This window comes from Stappia indica, from assembly GCF_020177335.1.
Taxonomy (GTDB): domain Bacteria; phylum Pseudomonadota; class Alphaproteobacteria; order Rhizobiales; family Stappiaceae; genus Stappia; species Stappia indica_B.
The window spans coordinates 753,437-771,929 of sequence record NZ_JAIVMG010000001.1; the positions used below are offsets into that span (position 1 = coordinate 753,437).

The following is an 18,493-nucleotide window of genomic DNA, read 5'->3' on the forward strand; positions in this document are numbered from 1 at the left end:
CAGTCGCTTTCCGCTCGCCGCCGTCAGTCGGCCGGCCGTTGATGTGTGAGAGCCTGTTCGTAGGACTGGCGCGCCGCCCGCACCTCGGTCCGGCCGGAGACTTCCGGCACGGCCACGTCCCACCAGTGACCGCCCGCATCGGTGGAGATGCGCGGGTCGGTGTCGATGACGATCACATGACTGCGGTCGGAGGCGCGCGCCCGCTGCAGCGCCGCCTCCAGCCCGGCGATGTCATCGACCTTTTCCGCGATCGCGTTCATCGACGCGGCATGGGCGGTGAAGTCGATGGCGCTCGGCTGCACATGGCGGGCCGTATCGAGCAGGTTGTTGAAGCTCTCCCCGCCGGTGGCCCGCTGCAGACGGTCGATGCAGCCAAACCCGCGATTGTCGAGCAGCACGACGATCAGCTTGACCCCGAGCATCACCGAGGTGGCCAGCTCCGAGTTCATCATCATGTAGGAGCCGTCGCCGACCATGACGATCACGTCCCGGTCCGGATGGGCCATCTTCGCGCCGACACCGCCGGCGATCTCGTAGCCCATGCAGGAAAAGCCGTATTCCATGTGGTAGCCGTTTGGCCGCCCCGCCTGCCACAGCTTGTGCAGCTCGCCCGGCAGGCCGCCGGCAGCCCCCAGAACGATGGCGTTCTCGTCACTGGCGCGCTGCACCGCGCCGATCACCTGGGCATCGCTCGGCAGGGCATTGCCGGCGGGCGGCGCGGTCACCTTAGCCACAGCATCGAGCCACTCGGCGCGCAAGGCGGGCGCCGGCGGCGTTGCCGCATGATCGCCGAGAAGCGCCGACAACTCGTTCAGCGCGCCATCGGCATCGGCGACCAGCGACAGGGCGTCGTGCTTCATCGCGTCATAGGCGGCGACATTGATCGACAGGATGCGCCGGTCCGGGTTGCGAAACAGCGCCCAGGAGCCGGTGGTGAAGTCCTGAAAGCGGGTACCGACGCCGATCACCAGATCCGCTTTTGCCGCGACCGCGTTGGCGGCAGAGGAACCGGTAACGCCAATGGCGCCGAGGTTCAGCGGATGATCCGCCGGCAGCGCCGACTTGCCCGCCTGGGTCTCGGCCACCGGGATGCCATGAGCCTCGGCAAAGGCGGCGAGGCTGGCACAGGCGCCGGCGTAATGCACCCCGCCCCCGGCAATGATCAGCGGGGTTTTCGCGGCCAGGATCGCCTCGGCGGCGGCCTGCACCTCCATGCGATCCGCCCGTGGACGGCGACGGCGCCAGGTCTTTTGCGCAAAGAAATTCTCCGGCCAGTCGAAGGCCTCGGCCTGCACATCCTGACAGAAGGCCAGGGTCACCGGCCCGCAAGCGACCGGATCGGTCAGGGTGGCCATGGCGCGGGGCAGCGCGGTCAGGAGATGCTCGGGCCGGGTGATCCGGTCGAAATAGCGGCTGACCGGGCGAAAACAGTCATTGACCGAAACCGTGCCGTCCTCGAAATCCTCCACCTGCTGCAACACCGGGTCCGGGGCGCGGTTGGCAAACACATCCCCCGGCACCAGCAGCACCGGCAGGCGGTTGACATGGGCAAGGGCGGCGGCCGTCACCATGTTGGCGGCGCCCGGGCCGATGGAGGTGGTCACCGCCATGGCCTGACGCCGGTTTCGCGCCTTGGCATAGGCAATCGCCGCATGGGCCATGCCCTGCTCGTTGTGGCCGCGCCAGGTCGGGAATTCATCCCCCGCCGCCTGCAACGCCTCGCCGAGACCAGCGACATTGCCATGGCCGAAGATCGCCCAGCATCCGGGGATCAGCGGCTCGCCCTCCTCGTTCTTCTGGGCGATGAGATAGCGTACCATCGCCTGCGCGGCGGTCAGCCGGATCGTCGTCATGCCTTGGCTCCCATCGTCTTTGCACCGGCGGCGGTCTCTCGCGCCGCGTCCCAGGCCGCGCACAGCCCGACGAAGGCCTCGCGCATGGCCCGCACCGCCGCCGCGTCGTCAATCTCGCCGGCCAGCCACTTGCGCGCACTCGGCCCGAAGATCGTCCGGCCGACGGCAAAGCCCTTCACCAGATCGAACCCGGCCGCAACCTCGAAACTGGCCCGCAGGCGATCCGCCGGCGCATCGAGCCCGAGAACGACAATACCGCGCACATGCGGATCGTTGCGGGAGATCGCCGCGCAGGTTTTCTCCCAGCCGGCGGCGCTCGTCATCGGCTCCAGCTTCCACCAGTCCGGATAGACGCCGAGATCGTAGAACCGCTGAATGACGGCGGCGGTGGTGTCGTCGCCGACCGGCCCGACCTTGGACGGAATCACTTCCAGCAACAGCTCCAGCCCATTGGCGCGCGCCGCCCGGGCGAGCCGCACGACACGCTCCTCCTGCTGACGCTTCATCTCCGGCTCATCGTCCGGATGATAGAAGCACAGCACCTTGACCACATGCTCCGTCGGCCATTCGGCGAGATCGGAGCCATAGTCCGGGCCGATTTCCAGCTCAAGCGGGCGCGAACCGGGCCGCTCCACCGGCCGGCCAATCCACAGACCCGTGCCGGCGGCATCATAAAGCGCCTGCGGCCCGAGCCGGCCATCGCAAAGAATGCCGTACCCGTCCAGGTCCCCCTTCACCGCCAGCGCCGCAGCAAGACACAGCCGCTTGAAAGCGCCGATCCGCTTCGGATCCGCGCCCAGTTCCTCGGCCATATCCTCAAGCTGCTTGCGGTGATCGAAGGCAAACACCCGCATCTCGGGCCAGTCGCCGCGCCGATTGGTCGACCAGTGCACCTGTTCCAGCGCCGCGTCGTGGCGCAGCGCGGGCACGCGCACACCGCGCTCCAGAAAGAAGCGCAACTCCTCCCAGCTCGGATAGGACGGCGCACAGCCATGGCGCGACACGGCCAGCGCACCGCAGGCATTGGCATAGGTGAGCGCGGTCTTCCAGTCCCTGTCGTCAAGCCAGCCCTTGAGCAGGCCGGACATGAAGCCATCGCCGGCACCGAGCACATTGAACACCTCAATGGGAAAGCCCGGACCGGAGATCCCTGCGTCGAGATCGTCCGGAATCGGTCCAGTGAAGGCGACAGCGCCCATGGGGCCGCGCTTGCACACCAGCGTCGCCGCCGTCACGGCGCGTACCGCGCGCAAGGCCGCGAGCGTATCGGTGCTGCCGCCGGCGATGTGGAATTCCTCCTCCGTGCCGACGATCAGGTCGAACAGCGGCAGGGTCGATTGCAGCTTGGCGGTGACTTCCGGCGAGGCGATGAACCGGCTTTCCCCGGCATCATGGCCGGCAAGCCCCCAGAGATTCGGCCGGTAGTCGATGTCGAGTGCCGTGCGCGCGCCGCTGTCGCGGGCAAGGCGCAGCGCCTTCAGCACCGCCGCTTCCGTCCGGGGATGGGACAGATGGGTGCCAGTGGCGACCACCGCGCGGGCCGAGGCGATGAAGTCCGCGTCAATGTCGTCTTCACACAGCGCCATGTCGGCGCAATTGTCGCGATAGAAGATCAGCGGAAACTGTTCCTGATCGCGAATGCCGAGCAGCACCAGCGCGGTCAACCGCTCCGGATCGGTGACGACGCCGGAGACATCGACCCCTTCGCGCTGCAACTGCTCGCGAATGAACCGGCCCATGTGCTCATCGCCGACCCGGGTGATCAGCGCCGATTTCAGACCGAGCCGCGCGGTGCCGGCGGCCATGTTGGTCGGCGACCCGCCGATATACTTGCCGAAGGAGCGCATATCCTCCAGCCGCCCGCCCACCTGCGCCCCGTAAAGATCAACGGAGGCGCGGCCGATGGTGATCACATCCAGCGTCTTCACAAGTTTCCCACCATGACAATCGGGCTCCCCGTCCTATCAATCCCTGAAACCGACCCACATCGCCCGACACCATCCGGCAGCCGTCCGCAGGCCATCACGCAGGCTCAAAACGGAACATAAATTCCATTTTCCCGCCCCGCAACCGGATTTTCACCTTTCTCCCGGTCTGCCACTCGGAATACCCCCGAAGCCCCTTACCACGAAGCCGGGCCGGCCTCCGCCCTTCCACTTGGCCAGAGGACCAGGCAAGAACGCGCCGTTATTCCCTCCGGAATTCGCCAAATGAGAGTTGGGAGTGTAATTTTTCTTACGCAAAATCAAGGCATAACGGACCTTACACCGAGAGCGCCGGTTGACGACAGGCAGACCCGCATGGCGCCGTGCTCCCACCCCAACCGGCGAGACCGCTCCGAACCCGACCTCCTCGCCAGATTTTGGAATATTCATTCCATTAATGGCGCCGCGGGGCCGACCGTCCGCGCCGCCGGCCACCCTCCGGCAGTCCTCCGGCCAGGGCGGAGCTGATATGCGGCGCACACGATTTTCGTTGCACCGCACACGGTTATGTGGTCTACGGCTTGTGCCAGCGCTGCGTGGAGAGACGGTCCGACCGTTCACGGCGCCTTCAGGCCCAGCAACTTTCCTGATCCGATCGTTGCCCGAGAAAGCCGCCTCCTCCGGGAAGCGCATGACCAAGGCAGCTGATCTGCGCAAGCTCCCTTTATCGACAACGCTCGCACTCGCCCTGCGCCGGCACTTGCCTGGCGCGCGGCGACATAGCAAGGATTCGACTTGACCACTTTTTCTGATCTCGGCCTCGCCGAGCCGATCCTGAAAGCCGTTGCGGCCGAAGGCTATACTTCGCCGACGCCGATCCAGGCACAGGGCATCCCCGCAATTCTGTCCGGCAGCGACGTTCTGGGCCTCGCCCAGACCGGCACCGGCAAGACCGCTTCTTTCGTGCTGCCGCTGCTTCATCGCGTGTGCCAGCAGAAGGGCCGTCCGCAGCCCAAGACCTGCAGCTCGCTGATTCTCGCTCCAACCCGCGAACTGGCGGCGCAGATCGCCGACAGCATCCGCGCCTATGGCCAGAAGGTGCGCCATTCGTCGACCGTCGTGGTCGGCGGCGCCCGGCCGATGCCGCAGATCCGCAACCTTGCCCGTGGCATCGACATCGTCGTCGCCACGCCGGGCCGCCTGCTCGACCACATGTCGACCGGTGCCGTGCGTCTCGACCAGACCACGACCATCGTCCTCGACGAGGCCGACCACATGCTGGATCTTGGCTTTCTGCCGGCGATCCGCAAGATTCTCGCCGCCCTGCCGGCAGAGCGCCAGACCGTGCTCCTGTCCGCAACGATGCCCAAGCCGATCCGTGCGCTTGCCGACGACTTCCTGCGCAATCCGCAGGAAATTGCCGTCGCCCCGGCTTCCAAGCCGATCGACCGGATCGAGCAGAAGGTGCTGCTGATCGAGCGTGACGCCAAGCGCCAGGCGCTGGTCGACGTGCTCAACACCGAAAACATGGAACGGGCGATCGTCTTCACCCGCACCAAGCATGGCGCCGACAAGGTGGCGCAGCATCTTGAGCGGGCCGGCTTCTCCTCCGCCGCGATCCACGGCAACAAGAGCCAGGGCCAGCGCCAGCGTGCGCTCGACGCCTTCCGCTCCGGCCGCACCCCGGTGCTCGTCGCCACCGATATCGCCGCGCGCGGCATCGACGTGGATGGCGTCTCGCATGTGGTGAATTTCGAACTGCCGAACGTGCCGGAATCCTACGTCCACCGCATTGGCCGGACGGCGCGCGCGGGCAAGAGCGGCTTTGCCGTCTCCTTCTGCGACCGCAGCGAACGGCCGTTCCTGCGCGACATCGAGAAGCTGATCGGCAAGACGCTGGTCGAGCGCGAGGACGATGGCCCGATGCCCTCCAAGGGGCGCAAGCCCTCCCGGCGGCCGTTCAAGCCCCGGGCCGAGGGTGACGCCGGTGCCAATGGCAAGCCGCGCGGCTTCCGTGGCAAGCCGCAGGGAGCCAAGCGCGGCCCCCGCGAGGATCGTCCCTCCGGCTCCGAAGGCGGCTATCGCGGCCGGCAGCGCCGGTTCGATTCGGCGCATACCGGCTAACGACCACATCGGCCTTTTGGGCCAATACCGACACGAAAACGCCGGCGCCTCTCGCGCCGGCGTTTTCATTTTCCGCCTGCCCGGCGGAATTGCGTCTCGTCCGCGCGGAGCAAATCCCCCCTCAGAAGATGCCGTTTTCCCGCTGCAAGGCGCGGACATAGGCGACAATCGCCGCCACATCCGCTTCACTCACCTCCGGCACCGGCGCCATGTCGCCGAAGGTCCAGTGATGCTGGCGCACGCCGCGCGTGGCGGCGAGGAAGAACGCGCCATCGGCATGGTGGCTAGGCTCGTAGATCTTGTGCACCAGCGGCGGCCCCTGCCCGCCCCGCCCGGCGGCGTTGCCCCCGTGGCAGGTGGCACAATTGGCCGCAAACAGCGCCGCCCCGGCCCGCTCCGTCTCGGACAGACGCGCCGGGACCTTCACGCTCGCAAGCGCCGCGCCACCAGCGCCGGGCGCGGACGGCGGGGCCTCGCCGCCGCGCAGGAGCAGCGCACCGGCAACGCCGGCAGCGATCACCACAAGCAGCGCCAGGACCTTGCCTTTTCCGCTCATGCCGCCCCCGTCATGCCAGAGGATCCGCGCCGGCCAGATCGTCGAGGATCGGGCAGTCGGGCCGTGCATCGCCGTGGCAGCTTTCGGCAAGCCGCTTCAGCACCTTCTTCATGGCCTGCAGTTCGGCGATCTTGCGCTCGACTTCGCCGATCTTTTCCAGCGCCACCGCCTTCACATCGGCGCTGGCGCGCTGCTCGTTGTCGTAGAGCGACAACAGCGCCCGGCATTCGTCGATGGTAAAGCCAAGGCTGCGGGACCGCTGCAGAAACCGCAGCCGGTGCACGTCCTTGTCGCTGTAGTCGCGATAGCCATTGGCCGCGCGGGTCGGAGTGACCAGCGCGATCTCTTCATAGTAGCGAATGGTTTTTGCGGGAAGGTTCGACCGTTCCGCCGCAGCACCGATGTTCATGGTCCGCCTCGTCGGGTTACTCCGAGGCCAAGGTGAACCATCCAGCTACGGGAAGGTCAAGCGCCCCGATCCTGTCGGACCGGGGCGTTTTCGTCAGTTCGCGCCGTCGATCCGCGCCATCTCGATGACCACATCGGCGCCGGACAGGGCGTGGCTCGCCCGATAGCCGCCCTCGAAGGGCTCACCGACGGTCAGTTCCAGTGCCAGCGTGTCGCCAGCGATCCGCTCCCGGTGCTCCTCGACCGCCTGCAACAGGCTGTCCGGCACGGTGAGATTGAGGCGGATCCGGTCGGTGACGTTGAAATCGCCATCCTTGCGGGTCTGCTGGATCAGGCGCACCAGATCGCGGGCAAGCCCCTCGCGCTCCAGCTCCGGATAAAGGCGCGTGTCCATCACCACCACACCGCGGCTGGCGTCGAACAGGCCCGTATCGGCCCCTTCAGTCGCCATCACCCGCATGGTGTAGTCTTCCGGCGGCAGCTCGATGCCGGCAAGCTCGACGATGCCGTCGGGACGCAGGGTCCAGTTGCCGGACTTGGAGGCGATCATCACCTCCTTCATCTTCTTGCCGAGACGCTTGCCGATCTGCGGCTTGACCACAAGGCTGTGCTCGCCGACCGAAAGCGGGTCGCTTTCCAGCACCACTTCCTTGACGTTGACCTCATCGGCGATCAGCGAAGCGTAGGGCCGCAGCTCCTCGATGTCCGCATGGGCGATGGTCAGGGTCTTCAGCGGCAAACGCGCACGCAGGCGCTTGGCTTCGCGCAGGGACATGACGCTGGCGCAGATCTCGCGGATCAGGTCCATGCGGCGCACCAGCACCGGATCGTGTGGCAGGGCTGCCGCCTCCGGCCAGTCGGCCAGATGCACGGACAGCTCCCCGGTCAGCCCCTTGTAGATCCGCTCACTGACGAACGGCATCATCGGCGCCAGGGTGCGCGTCAGATGGGTCAGCACGGTGTAGAGCGTATCGAGCGCGTCGCGCTTGTCCTCATCGGTCGTCTCGGTCCAGAACCGGGCACGGCCGCGCCGGATGTACCAGTTGTTGAGCGCGTCGATGTAGCCCGGCACCACCGCATAGGCGGCCGGAATGTCATAAGCGTCGAGCGCGCCCTCGATCTTCTCGATCAGCTCCCGCGTCTTGGCGAGGATGTAGCGATCAAGCAGCCCCTTCTGGTCGAAGCGAACCTCGGCCTTGTAGCCATCGGCATTGGCGTAGAGCGTGAAGAAGTAATAGGCGCTCCAGATCGGAATGATCGCCTGGCGCAGGGACTGGGCAATGCCGCGCCCGTCCTTGGCCACCGCAAGATCGCCGCCCACCAGCAGCGGCGAGGACAGCATGTACCAGCGCAGCGCGTCGGCGCCGTAGGTGTTGAACACCCCGACCGGGTCCGGATAGTTCTGCAGCCGCTTGGAAAGCTTCTGCTTGTCCTCGTCCAGAACGACGCCATGACAGACCGCGTTGCGGAACGGCGCCTGATCGAAGATCGCGGTGGACAGCACCATCAGGGTGTAGAACCAGCCACGGGTCTGGGCGACGTATTCGACGATGAAGTCGGCGGGGAAGTTCTGCTCGAACCGCTCCTTGTTCTCGAACGGGTAATGCACCTGGGCGAAGGGCATGGAGCCGGAATCGAACCACACGTCGAGCACTTCCGGCACCCGGCGCATCATCGACTTGCCGCTCGGATCATCCGGGTTCGGCCGCACCAGCTCGTCGATCATCGGCCGGTGCAGATCGTCCGGCCGCACGCCGAAGTCAGCCTCGATCTCGTCCAGCGAGCCGTAGACATCCATGCGCGGGAAATCGGGATTGTCGCTGACCCAGACCGGGATCGGGCAGCCCCAGAAGCGGTTGCGGGAGATGTTCCAGTCGCGGGCGTTCTCCAGCCACTTGCCGAACTGGCCGTCGCGCACGTGCTCCGGCACCCAGTCGATCTCGCGGTTGAGCTCGACCATACGGTCCTTGAAGGTGGAGACTGCCACATACCAGGCGTCGATCGCCTTGTAGATCAGTGGCGTGTCCGTGCGCCAGCAATGGGGATAGTCGTGCAGGTAGGTCTCATGCCGATAGACCACCTTACGCGCCTTCAGGTCGCGAATGATGTCCTTGTTGGCCTCGATCACGTTCTGCCCGACGTAATCCTTCACCTCGGCGGTGAACTTGCCCGCCTCGTCCACCGGCACCACCAGCGGGATGTTCCGGTCGCGGGCGAGCTCGAAGTCGTCCTCACCGAAGCCCGGCGCGATATGCACGCAGCCCGTGCCGTCGCCCGCCTCGACGAACTCGGCGGCCAGCACCTGGAAGGCGTTTTCCGTGCCGGCGAAATACGGGAACAGCGGCTCGTAGGGCGCACCGGCCAGCTCGGCGCCGGTAAAGGTGCCAACGCGAGTCCACTCGGCGAACTCGCGCTCGTAGCGCTCCAGCGCCGCCTCGGCGAGGATCACCCGTTCGCCATCCGATTCCAGCACGGCGTAGGCAAGGTCGGGCGACACGGCGAGTGCCAGGTTCGACGGCAGGGTCCAGGGGGTCGTCGTCCAGGCCAGCAGCCGGGTCGGGACAGCGGCGAAACGCTCGTCGGTCAAGAGGAAGCCGACGGTCAGCGCCGGGTCCTGGCGCTCGCGATAGGAGTTGTCGAGACGGGTCTCGAAATTCGACAGCGGCGTCTGCACCGCCCAGGAATAGGGCACCACGCGATAGCCGCGATAAACGAGCCCCTTGTCCCAGAGCTGCTTGAAGCCCCAGATGACGCTTTCCATGAAGGAAAGGTTCATCGTCTTGTAATCGTTCTCGAAGTCGACCCAGCGCCCCTGCCGGTTGACGTAATACTCCCACTCATTGGTGAAGCGCATCACCGAGACGGAGCAATGGGCGTTGAACTTGCCGATGCCGTATTCGAGGATCTCGTTGCGGCCCGAGATGCCCAGTTCCTTTTCCGAGGTCAGCTCAGCCGGCAGGCCGTGGCAATCCCAGCCGAAGCGGCGCTCGACGCAATCGCCGCGCATGGTGCGGTAGCGCGGGACCAGATCCTTGACGAAACCGGTGGCCAGATGCCCGTAGTGCGGCAGGCCGTTGGCGAAGGGAGGTCCATCGTAGAAGATGTACTCGCCGGCGCCCTCTTTGCGGCGCTGCTCCACCGAAGCCTCGAAAATCCGGTTTTCTTCCCAGAACTTGAGGATGTCTTCCTCCAGCTTCGGAAAATTGGGGGTTGGATCGATGGCCTCGTACATCAGGAACGTCCCGTCTTGTTGTTCGCCCCCCGCCGGGGCGCTGATTTCGACCGCAAACGGCCGAACCGGTGGGTTAGCCGACCGGCGGCAAAAAAACAATCGTCACCTGTCAAATCCGCCGCTGGAACGGCAGGCAGGCATCAGGCGCGCGTCACCTTCGGATCGCTGGCCGGGAACCGGCCGCGCGTGTCGACGATCAGCGCCGCTTCGCGGCCGATCATCTCGTAGTCGAAGGCGTCGTGGTCGGTGGCGACCACCACCGCATCGCAGCCGGCAACGGTGGCCGCATCGGCGGCGACCGGCGTCAGCACCCGGCCTCCCTCCAGCGTCAGTTCGGCAACATAAGGATCGGCAAAGATCACCTCGCCCCCCTTGGCCAGGATGCGCTCGATCACCAGAAGGCTGGGCGATTCCCGCACATCGTCGATGTTTTTCTTGAAAGACGCACCGAGCACCAGCACCCGCGAGCCGTTCAGCGACTTGCGTGCGCCGTTCAGCGCATCCATCAGCTTTTCAACGATGAAGTCGGGCATGTAGCGGTTGATCTCGCCTGCCAGCTCGATGAACCGGGTGTGCAGACCGTATTCGCGCGCCTTCCAGGTCAGGTAGAAGGGATCGACCGGAATGCAGTGCCCGCCAACGCCGGGACCGGGATAGAAGGCGGTGAAGCCGAAGGGCTTGGTCGCCGCCGCGCGGATGACGTCGAAAATGTCGATGCCCATGCGGTCGGCCAGGGTCTTCATCTCGTTGACAAGGCCGATGTTGACCGCCCGGTGGATGTTCTCCAGCAGCTTGGTCATCTCCGCGACCCGAGTGGAGGCCACCGGCACCAGCGTATCGACCGCCGGACCGTAGAGCGCCTGAGCCGCCGCCAGACAGGCCGGCGTGACGCCGCTCACCACCTTCGGGATGCGGCGAATGTCGAACTGGGCGTTACCCGGGTCCTCGCGCTCCGGCGAATAGACGACGAACACATCGCGGCCGACTTCCAGATCCGAGCGCATCAACTCCGGCAGCATGTCTTCCTCGGTGGTGCCCGGATAGGTGGTGCTTTCCAGCGCCACCACCTGCCCTGAGCGCAGATGCGGCCGAATGCTGCGGGCGGCGTCGAGGATATAGCCGATATCCGGATCGTGATATTTGCCCAGCGGGGTCGGCACGCACAGGATCAGCGCATCGCACTCGGCGGCAAGGGCGAAATCGTCGGTGGCGACGAAGGGACTGGCGAAGCGCACCTCCTCGGTGCGGCTTCCGACATAGCGGGTGTAGCCCTGCCGCGCATTGAGATCGGCCACCTTGCCCGGATCGACGTCGAAGCCGACGACCGAATAGCCGATCTCGCTGAAGCGCAGCGCCAGCGGCAAACCGACGTAGCCAAGGCCGATGATGCCGATCCGCGCGGTCCGGTCGGCCATGCGCGCCGTCAGACCGGCCAGCGCGGCGTTTCCTGTCATGTCCGCATTCATGTCGTGTTCCGTCAAACTATCGCAGCGCCGGTGCAGGGAGGGGATCGACCTGCGTCTCACCGGCGGCGCCTTCGAAGTGCTGGAGCCATCCGTTTGGCACGGGGACCCGGCCGGGGCAAGAGAGCGAGCGAGTGCTTGCCGCCCGTTGCGGCATTTTTCACCGGTTCGGGCAAGCGCTTGCCGGCGCGTCGGTCAGCCGTTCGCCTTGCCGAGCGCCCGCACCACCCGGTCCAGCTCAGCGATCGCACCGACAATATGATAGAGCGAGGACGCCGGCGCCGGCTCGGCGACAATCTCGCCATCCGGCAGGATCCGGTCGAACCAGAGCCCATCCGTCTCAACGGCGAGAAACCGTTCCAGTGCGGCGATGGCACGCAGCGCATCGGCGAGACAGGCCGCCCGCTCCGGCGCCGAAGCGGCTTCCTCGGCCTGGATCAACGCCGCCTTCAGCCATTCGGTCTGCGACCACAGGCGGGCGTGGGTTTCCAGCGGCTGAAGATCGTTGGTCAATGAGAAAAACGCCACCTGTCGCTGCGGACAGATGCCATGATCGCGGCCAATCACATAAAGCGCCCGCGCCGCCGCGAGCGCGTCCGTCCGCCCGCGCGCCCGGGCCCAGCCGGTCAGGAGCCACGCCCATTCGAACTGATGGCCGGGCTCCACCACCCGCCCCTCGGCGCCGGGCATCGGCTGCCAGTCGCCATCGAAGAATTCGCGCAAGGCCCCGGTCACCGGGGAAATGAACCGAGAAAGCGCCAGCTCCGCGATTTCATCGGCCATCTCCTCCCAGGCCGGATTGTCGCTGACCGCTTCCCAGGCGCGGGCCGCCTCGAACAGATGCATATGCGGATTGGCCCGCAGCGGCAGGCGACGCGGCACATCCTCTTCGAAACCGGCCTCCGCATGGGCATAGCGCTCGCACAGCTCAGCGGCCAGCCAGCCGGCGCGCTGTTCCATCTCGCCGCGCAATTCGGGCAGTGCTGCCGCGAGGTGGGCATAGGCCAGAAGGGCGAAGCTCTGGTCGTAGAGATCGAAGCTCCCCTCTCCGTCGCCCCCGGATGCAGTGCGAAGGCGGATCGTCCCGTCCGACGCTTCGAAATCGCGCAGGAACCCGATAAGCCCCTTACAGGCGATCTCGCCCGCCGGTCCGCTCCACCCCAGATCGCGGCCAACGAGGAAGGCATAGATCTGGCGCGGCGGCACACGCGGACGGGACACGGCGCCGGTATCGGTCGCGGTGGCAAGGTCGAGCTTTTCGGCGAAGCACCCGGTTTGCGGGTCGAAGCCGGCCACCGCCCAGACCGGTAATGCCGCATCCCGCAACCAGGCGACCAGCCGGTCCCGGGACGCCGCGAGTGCCTTTGCATCCTGTGCGCTCATGGTCTGTCTCCCCTCACCCCAGAAAAACGCCAGGTCCAAACCCTCAGATGGTCTGGTTGTAGGCACCGACTTCCGGGTTCTCCCGAAGCACCGCGTCGACCGCGTGGAACATCTCCTTCAGCCGCGCTTCGGAGACCGGGCTTTCCACCACGACCACCAGCTCCGGCTTGTTCGAGGACGCCCGCACGAGACCCCAGGTGCCGTCCTCGCTGACGACCCGCACACCATTGACAGTCACCAGATCGCTGATCGCCTGGCCGGCAAGCCGCTCGCCCTTCCCTTGCATCGCCTGGAAGCGCGCGATCACCCGGTCCACCACCTGGTATTTGATCTCGTCGTCGCAATGGGGCGACATGGTCGGCGAGCCCCAAGTCTTCGGCAGGGCGCGGCGGAGGTCCGCCATGCTGCGATCCGGGTTGCGGTCCAGCATGTCGAGGATGGCAATCGCCGACACCAGACCGTCGTCATAGCCCCGGCCGATCGGCCCGTTGAAGAAGTAGTGGCCGGACTTTTCGAAACCGACCAGCGCGCCCAGTTCGTTCACCCGACGCTTCATGTAGGAATGGCCGGTCTTCCAGTATTCGGTCACCGCGCCATTGGCCTGCAACACCGGATCAGTCGCGAACAGGCCGGTGGATTTCACATCGACGACAAAGCGGCTTTCGGGGTGCAGCGCCGACAGATCGCGCGCCAGCATCACCCCGACCTTGTCGGCGAAGATCTCCTCACCCTCGTTGTCGACCACGCCGCAGCGGTCGCCATCGCCATCGAAGCCGAGGCCGACTTCCGCGCCGACCTCCAGCACCTTGTCGCGCAGGGCATGCAGCATCTTCATGTCTTCGGGGTTGGGGTTGTAGCGCGGGAAGCTGTGGTCCAGCTCGCAGTCGAGCGGCACCACCTCCGCGCCCAGCGCCTCCAGCACCTTCGGCGCAAAAGCTCCCGCCGTGCCATTGCCACAGGCGGCGACCACCTTGATCGGCCGCGACAGCTTCGCGCGATCGGTCAGGTCCTTGATATAGACCTCGGCGAAATTCTCCACGAAGCGGTAGGAGCCGCCCTCGGCGGGCTTGAACGTGGCGGTCAGCACCAGTTCCTTCAGCCGCGTCATCTCATCCGGCCCGAAAGTCAGCGGCCGGTCGATGCCCATCTTGACCCCGGTCCAGCCGTTGTCGTTGTGCGAGGCGGTGACCATGGCCACCGCCGGCACGTCGAGCGCGAACTGGGCGAAATAGGCCATCGGCGACAAGGCCAGCCCGATGTCATGCACGCGCACGCCGCCTGCCATCAACCCGGTGATCAGCGCCATCTTGATCGCGGCGGAATAGCTGCGGAAATCATGACCGACGACGATATCCGGCCGGGTTCCCCGCTCATGCATCAAGGTGGCAATTCCCATCCCGAGGGCCTGAATGCCCATCAGGTTGATTTCCTTCTCGAACAGCCACCTGGCGTCATATTCGCGGAAGCCGGTCGGCTTGACCATCGGGTGCGATTCGAACTCGGGCGTGTTGGGAAGAAGCTGGGCGACAGGCAGCGGAAACATCGAAGACCCTCAAGTGTTCTGTGTGCAGCCACGGCTGCGTGCGCAATGGTTCTGGTTCGCTCCCGACTGGCGGAAACGGATATCTCTTGTGTGCGGCGACCGGTTGGCGGGCGGCGGTGTCAGTCCCACCCGCAGTCGCCCTCGGCGCCAGCCGCTTCGGCATCGCCATAGCGGACGATATCATCGTCTCCGATATAGGAGCCGGATTGTATTTCAATGACGCGGGCGGGCACGCGCCCCGGATTGGCCAGCCGATGCCGGGTCCCCACCGGAGCATAGGCGGACTGGTTTTCCGTCATCAGGCGTGCCTCCCCGTCAAGGGTGATCTCCAGCGTGCCGGACACCACGACCCAATGCTCGGCGCGATTGACATGGCTTTGCTCCGACATGGCGCCGCCGGGCTGAATCTCGATCTCCTGAACATGGAACCTGTCGCCGGTGGCGATCTCCTCGCGCCATCCCCAGGGGCGGTAGACCCGCCGGTGCTCGCGCACCTCGCGCCGGTCGTTCGCCTTCAGGCGCTCCACCACCTCCTTGACGTCCTGCGCCCGGTCCTTGGCGGCGACCAGCACCGCATCCTTGGTGGCCACCACCATCACATTGTCGAGGCCGACCACCGACACCAGCGCGGCATCGCTGACCACCAGATTGTCACGGCTTTCGACGTAGATCGCTTCGCCGAGAGAGCTGTTTCCTTCCGCGCTCTTGTCGAGGGTTTCCCAGACCGCCGACCAGGAGCCAAGGTCGTTCCAGCCCGGATCCATCGGCACACAGGCGACCCGATCGGTCTTTTCCATGATGGCGTAGTCGATGGAAATATCCGGCACGGCGCGGAAGAGTTCGGCATCGAGCCGCAGGAAATCGAGATCGGTGGTCGCCGCATCAAGGGCACGGCGCACGCTGGCAAGGATCTCCGGGCTGAGCCGTTCGAATTCCTCGATCATGGTGCGGGCACTGAACAGGAAGATGCCGGCATTCCAGACATAGTTGCCGTCCTTGAGGAAGGCTTCCGCCCGCGCAAGATCCGGCTTCTCGACAAAGGCCTCAACCGGCCGCACCCGGCCCATCGCCCCGGCCAGCCGGATATAGCCATATCCGGTATGCGGTTCCGACGGCTGAATGCCGAAGGTGACGATCTTTCCAGCCTGCGCCGCAGGCTCCGCCGCACGAACCGCCTCGCGGAACCGGTCGCCATCGCGCACCAGGTGGTCGGACGGGGCGATCAGCACCAGCGCATCCGGGTCGGTTTTCGCCGCGCGCAAGGCGGCGATGGCCACCGGAGCGGCCGTATTGCGCCCGACCGGCTCAAGAACGATGGCTCCTTCGCCATCGGCTGCGGACACCTCCTCCATCTGCTCGCCGACAAGGAAGCGGTGATTGGCGTTGGCGATGACGATCGGCGCCGCAAAGTCGCCGGCCGGGAACCGCCGCAAGGTCTTCTGGAACAGGCTTTCGCCATCGAAGATCGGCAGGAACTGTTTCGGGCGCAAGGACCGCGACAGGGGCCAAAGGCGGGATCCGGCCCCGCCGGACAAAATACAGGGTATGATCACGGGCACCCTCATGCCGAGTTGTCTTGCTGCACATTGCGCAAAGCGGCTGAAGCCACAGCCTCAGGATGCGCCTGACCATGGATATAACCCGCACGGTCCTGCAAGGACGTTAACGCGGTTTCCCTCGGGAGCCTATCCCACAAAGGCGATGCGCGGCCGACCTCATGCGGGATCAGTGCGGCCCCATTTAGGCGTCCTTGGTGCAGACCACAGCGTAGTCGAGCCGGCGGCCATCGGCATATTCCTGATAGCGCGGCGTGCCGGGCATGTCGGCCCAGTTCAGGGCGTAGCCGCGGAACGGCCAGGGCACCCGATTGATCAGGGCCTGGCGACGGGGCGTATCCTCGGCAATTGCGGCGAATACGTTCTCGGTGATGTCGACGGTGTTGCGCACGGAGAGCCCGACCTTGCGGGCGTGGGCTTCGACGATCTGTCGGTGCCGCTCGAAACTCGCATCCGTGTAACCAACCGAGAAGGACAGCGTTCCGCCCGGCTTCAGCACGCGAGCGGCCTCCTGCAGAAATTCCGGCAAAGAGATGTAGCTCGCCGCGCCGACACTGAAGATGAAATCGAAAGCGGCATCGGGCAGCGGCAAGGCCCGGCCATTGCCAAGGATCACTGTGGCGCTCGTCAGATCCTTCATCCGCTTGCGGCAGACCTTGACCGCAGTCGCATTGATGTCGACCCCGGTGACCTTGCTCCCTGGATAGCGCAGGGAGGCAAGCCGGATGCCACCGCCAAGTCCGCAGCCGATATCGAGAATCGCGCCGCGTTCGCCGGGGATATCCTCGACCAGTTGACGCAGCACCAGGTCATAGAGCGTTGCCTGAAGCGGCTCGCGGTCGAACGGCGGAAGCTTCTCAAGCTCGCTCAGCGCTGGTGCATAGCCACTGTTGAAGAAATTCTGCTTGCGCGCCGGTGAGACGCGATAGAGCAGCACATAGATTGCTTCCTGAAACCGGTGCTGCCACGCCTTCGGCAACTTCCGCTGAAAGCGCCGCTTCATTTCGTAAAGAGCCGACATGGAGAACTCCGTCAGGCGCCGACGGTCAGATCCTGACCGACAATTTCCGTCGCGCATATCTCCTTAGTGCAAATCACCCGGCCTTGCCTAGGGTACGAGCCCCAGACGAGGAGGAGAGCTTCCCACCCGCGCCTGTCACGTCCGCCGTCAACCGCTCCCCTTTCCAATCCCCACCCCGTCTCAGGCGAAAGCGGGCGTCCGCCGCCGTTTTGCCCCCGGGTACCGGCGTAAATTCCCCGCCCCGCCAGCCCCGCTTATCATCGAAGGACACTCTCCCGACCGATGGGGCAATGATGCAGACCACCACTCACCATCTCCTTCCGTTGATTCTTCCCAGCCAGGCGCAGAAACATGTGACCCACAACGAGGCCCTGCTGCAGCTCGATGCGGTGGTGCAACTGTCGGTCGCAAGCGCGGCGCTGACCGAGCCGCCGCCGACACCGGCCGATGGTGAGCGCCATATCGTCGCCGCTGGCGCCACCGGCGATTTCACCGGCAAGGATGGCCAGATCGCCCTCTGGCAGGATGGCATCTGGCGGTTTCTGTTGCCGCGAGAGGGCTGGCTTTGCTGGGTTGCCGACAGCGGGCGTTTCTTCGTTCGCAGCGGCGGCGGCTGGGAACCGCTGAGCGCCGCGACCGAGGAGGTAGTATCCACCTCACGGCTTGGCATCAATGCCGCCGCCGATCCGGGCAACCGGCTGATCGTCTGCTCCGATACGGTTCTCTTCAACCACGAAGGCAACGATCATCGGCTCAAGATCAACAAGCAGGCACCCGGAGATACCGCCAGCCTGCTTCTGCAGACCAACCATTCAGGCCGGGCGGAAATCGGCCTTACCGGCAATGACGCCCTCACCATCAAGGTCAGCGCCAATGGCGCGGACTGGACCTCCGCGCTGCAAATCGACCGCGGCACCGGCCATGTGGGCCTTGGCACCGCGCCGACGGAGGCCCTGGAAGTTGCAGGTAGCATCCTTGCCACCAACAACATGCGAGCGCGGTCGTTCTATTCCGGCGATGTTCTCATCCCCGACAACAGCGCGGCGACGATCCCGACCCCGTCGACCAGCGGGATCGTGATCATCACCAACCAGCCGGACAGCGCCTATCCGCAGTCCGCCCGCAGCGGCATGGCGCTGTTCGACACGGGCCTCACTCCCGAGATCACCCGCATCTTCGGGGGCGCAACCTTCTACACGATGAACGCCGATGTGACCGGGACAACCGGAACGGCGCCCGGCGTGACGCTGGGACGGATCGAAGGTGCGCTGAAGCTGGAGAACCGCCATGGCGGCGCAATGACCTTCCGCTACACCTTCATAGGATAGTCGAAACGACGCACCCCGGCAGGGTCATCCGTTCGGCGCCGCGGCGCCCCCTCCCGTTCCGGCCATCTGGACGGCGAAACGGGAGGGGGCACGCAAAGGGA

The 18,493-nt window shown here is 65.7% G+C and carries 12 protein-coding genes; 2 read left to right on the forward strand and 10 right to left on the reverse strand.

What is annotated here, in order from left to right:
* Nucleotides 1-23 precede the first annotated feature (23 nt).
* A complete protein-coding gene (iolD, locus tag LC062_RS03345) occupies nt 24-1,853 on the reverse strand; it encodes a 3D-(3,5/4)-trihydroxycyclohexane-1,2-dione acylhydrolase (decyclizing) (protein WP_224909588.1) in 1,830 nt (609 codons plus the stop codon).
* Complete coding sequence (locus tag LC062_RS03350) at nt 1,850-3,781, reverse strand: bifunctional 5-dehydro-2-deoxygluconokinase/5-dehydro-2-deoxyphosphogluconate aldolase (RefSeq protein WP_224909589.1); 1,932 nt, start codon at nt 3,779-3,781, stop codon at nt 1,850-1,852. The genes iolD and LC062_RS03350 overlap by 4 nt, the downstream gene beginning before the upstream one ends.
* 792 nt (nt 3,782-4,573) lie before the next feature.
* Between LC062_RS03350 and LC062_RS03355 the strand changes: the two genes are divergently transcribed.
* Complete coding sequence (locus LC062_RS03355) at nt 4,574-5,902, forward strand: DEAD/DEAH box helicase (protein WP_224909590.1); 1,329 nt, start codon at nt 4,574-4,576, stop codon at nt 5,900-5,902.
* A gap of 121 nt (nt 5,903-6,023) precedes the next feature.
* Here LC062_RS03355 and LC062_RS03360 read toward each other — a convergent pair whose 3' ends face one another.
* The 8 genes from LC062_RS03360 to LC062_RS03395 all read right to left on the reverse strand — a co-directional run bounded on the left by LC062_RS03360 (nt 6,024) and on the right by LC062_RS03395 (nt 17,064).
* Complete coding sequence (locus LC062_RS03360) at nt 6,024-6,458, reverse strand: c-type cytochrome (RefSeq protein WP_224909591.1); 435 nt, start codon at nt 6,456-6,458, stop codon at nt 6,024-6,026.
* A gap of 10 nt (nt 6,459-6,468) precedes the next feature.
* Nucleotides 6,469-6,867, reverse strand: coding sequence for a Cu(I)-responsive transcriptional regulator (gene cueR / locus LC062_RS03365; RefSeq protein WP_224909592.1), 399 nt, complete (start codon nt 6,865-6,867; stop codon nt 6,469-6,471).
* A gap of 93 nt (nt 6,868-6,960) precedes the next feature.
* Entirely contained in the window at nt 6,961-10,098 is a 3,138-nt protein-coding gene (ileS, locus tag LC062_RS03370) for an isoleucine--tRNA ligase (protein ID WP_224909593.1), read from the reverse strand.
* Nucleotides 10,099-10,238: 140 nt separating this feature from the next.
* Nucleotides 10,239-11,552: a nucleotide sugar dehydrogenase gene (locus LC062_RS03375; RefSeq protein ID WP_224909594.1), complete on the reverse strand. Its 1,314-nt coding sequence runs from the start codon at nt 11,550-11,552 to the stop codon at nt 10,239-10,241.
* Between the two features lie 204 nt (nt 11,553-11,756).
* The gene (locus LC062_RS03380) at nt 11,757-12,944 is read right to left on the reverse strand and encodes an AGE family epimerase/isomerase (RefSeq protein ID WP_224909595.1); all 1,188 of its coding nucleotides are present in this window, start codon (nt 12,942-12,944) and stop codon (nt 11,757-11,759) included.
* Nucleotides 12,945-12,987: 43 nt separating this feature from the next.
* A complete protein-coding gene (locus LC062_RS03385) occupies nt 12,988-14,487 on the reverse strand; it encodes a phosphomannomutase/phosphoglucomutase (protein ID WP_224909596.1) in 1,500 nt (499 codons plus the stop codon).
* A gap of 119 nt (nt 14,488-14,606) precedes the next feature.
* Nucleotides 14,607-16,052 (reverse strand): mannose-1-phosphate guanylyltransferase/mannose-6-phosphate isomerase, encoded by a 1,446-nt coding sequence (locus LC062_RS03390; RefSeq protein WP_224909597.1) that lies wholly within the window; start codon nt 16,050-16,052, stop codon nt 14,607-14,609.
* Between the two features lie 175 nt (nt 16,053-16,227).
* Nucleotides 16,228-17,064 carry a class I SAM-dependent methyltransferase gene (locus LC062_RS03395; RefSeq protein ID WP_224909598.1) on the reverse strand — a complete coding sequence of 279 codons (837 nt, stop codon included), beginning with the start codon at nt 17,062-17,064 and terminating at the stop codon, nt 16,228-16,230.
* A 353-nt stretch (nt 17,065-17,417) separates the two neighbouring features.
* Between LC062_RS03395 and LC062_RS03400 the strand changes: the two genes are divergently transcribed.
* On the forward strand, nt 17,418-18,392 hold the full coding sequence (locus LC062_RS03400; RefSeq protein ID WP_224909599.1) for a DUF2793 domain-containing protein: 975 nt from the start codon (nt 17,418-17,420) through the stop codon (nt 18,390-18,392).
* Nucleotides 18,393-18,493: the final 101 nt, after the last annotated feature.

Coding starts and splice junctions, on each gene's coding strand:
- iolD (WP_224909588.1), bottom strand. CDS start 1,853: ATGACGACGATCCGGCTGACCGCCGCGCAGGCGATGGTACGCTATCTC.
- LC062_RS03360 (WP_224909591.1), bottom strand. CDS start 6,458: ATGAGCGGAAAAGGCAAGGTCCTGGCGCTGCTTGTGGTGATCGCTGCC.
- cueR (WP_224909592.1), bottom strand. CDS start 6,867: ATGAACATCGGTGCTGCGGCGGAACGGTCGAACCTTCCCGCAAAAACC.
- ileS (WP_224909593.1), bottom strand. CDS start 10,098: ATGTACGAGGCCATCGATCCAACCCCCAATTTTCCGAAGCTGGAGGAA.
- LC062_RS03375 (WP_224909594.1), bottom strand. CDS start 11,552: ATGACAGGAAACGCCGCGCTGGCCGGTCTGACGGCGCGCATGGCCGAC.
- LC062_RS03380 (WP_224909595.1), bottom strand. CDS start 12,944: ATGAGCGCACAGGATGCAAAGGCACTCGCGGCGTCCCGGGACCGGCTG.
- LC062_RS03385 (WP_224909596.1), bottom strand. CDS start 14,487: ATGTTTCCGCTGCCTGTCGCCCAGCTTCTTCCCAACACGCCCGAGTTC.
- LC062_RS03390 (WP_224909597.1), bottom strand. CDS start 16,052: ATGAGGGTGCCCGTGATCATACCCTGTATTTTGTCCGGCGGGGCCGGA.
- LC062_RS03395 (WP_224909598.1), bottom strand. CDS start 17,064: ATGTCGGCTCTTTACGAAATGAAGCGGCGCTTTCAGCGGAAGTTGCCG.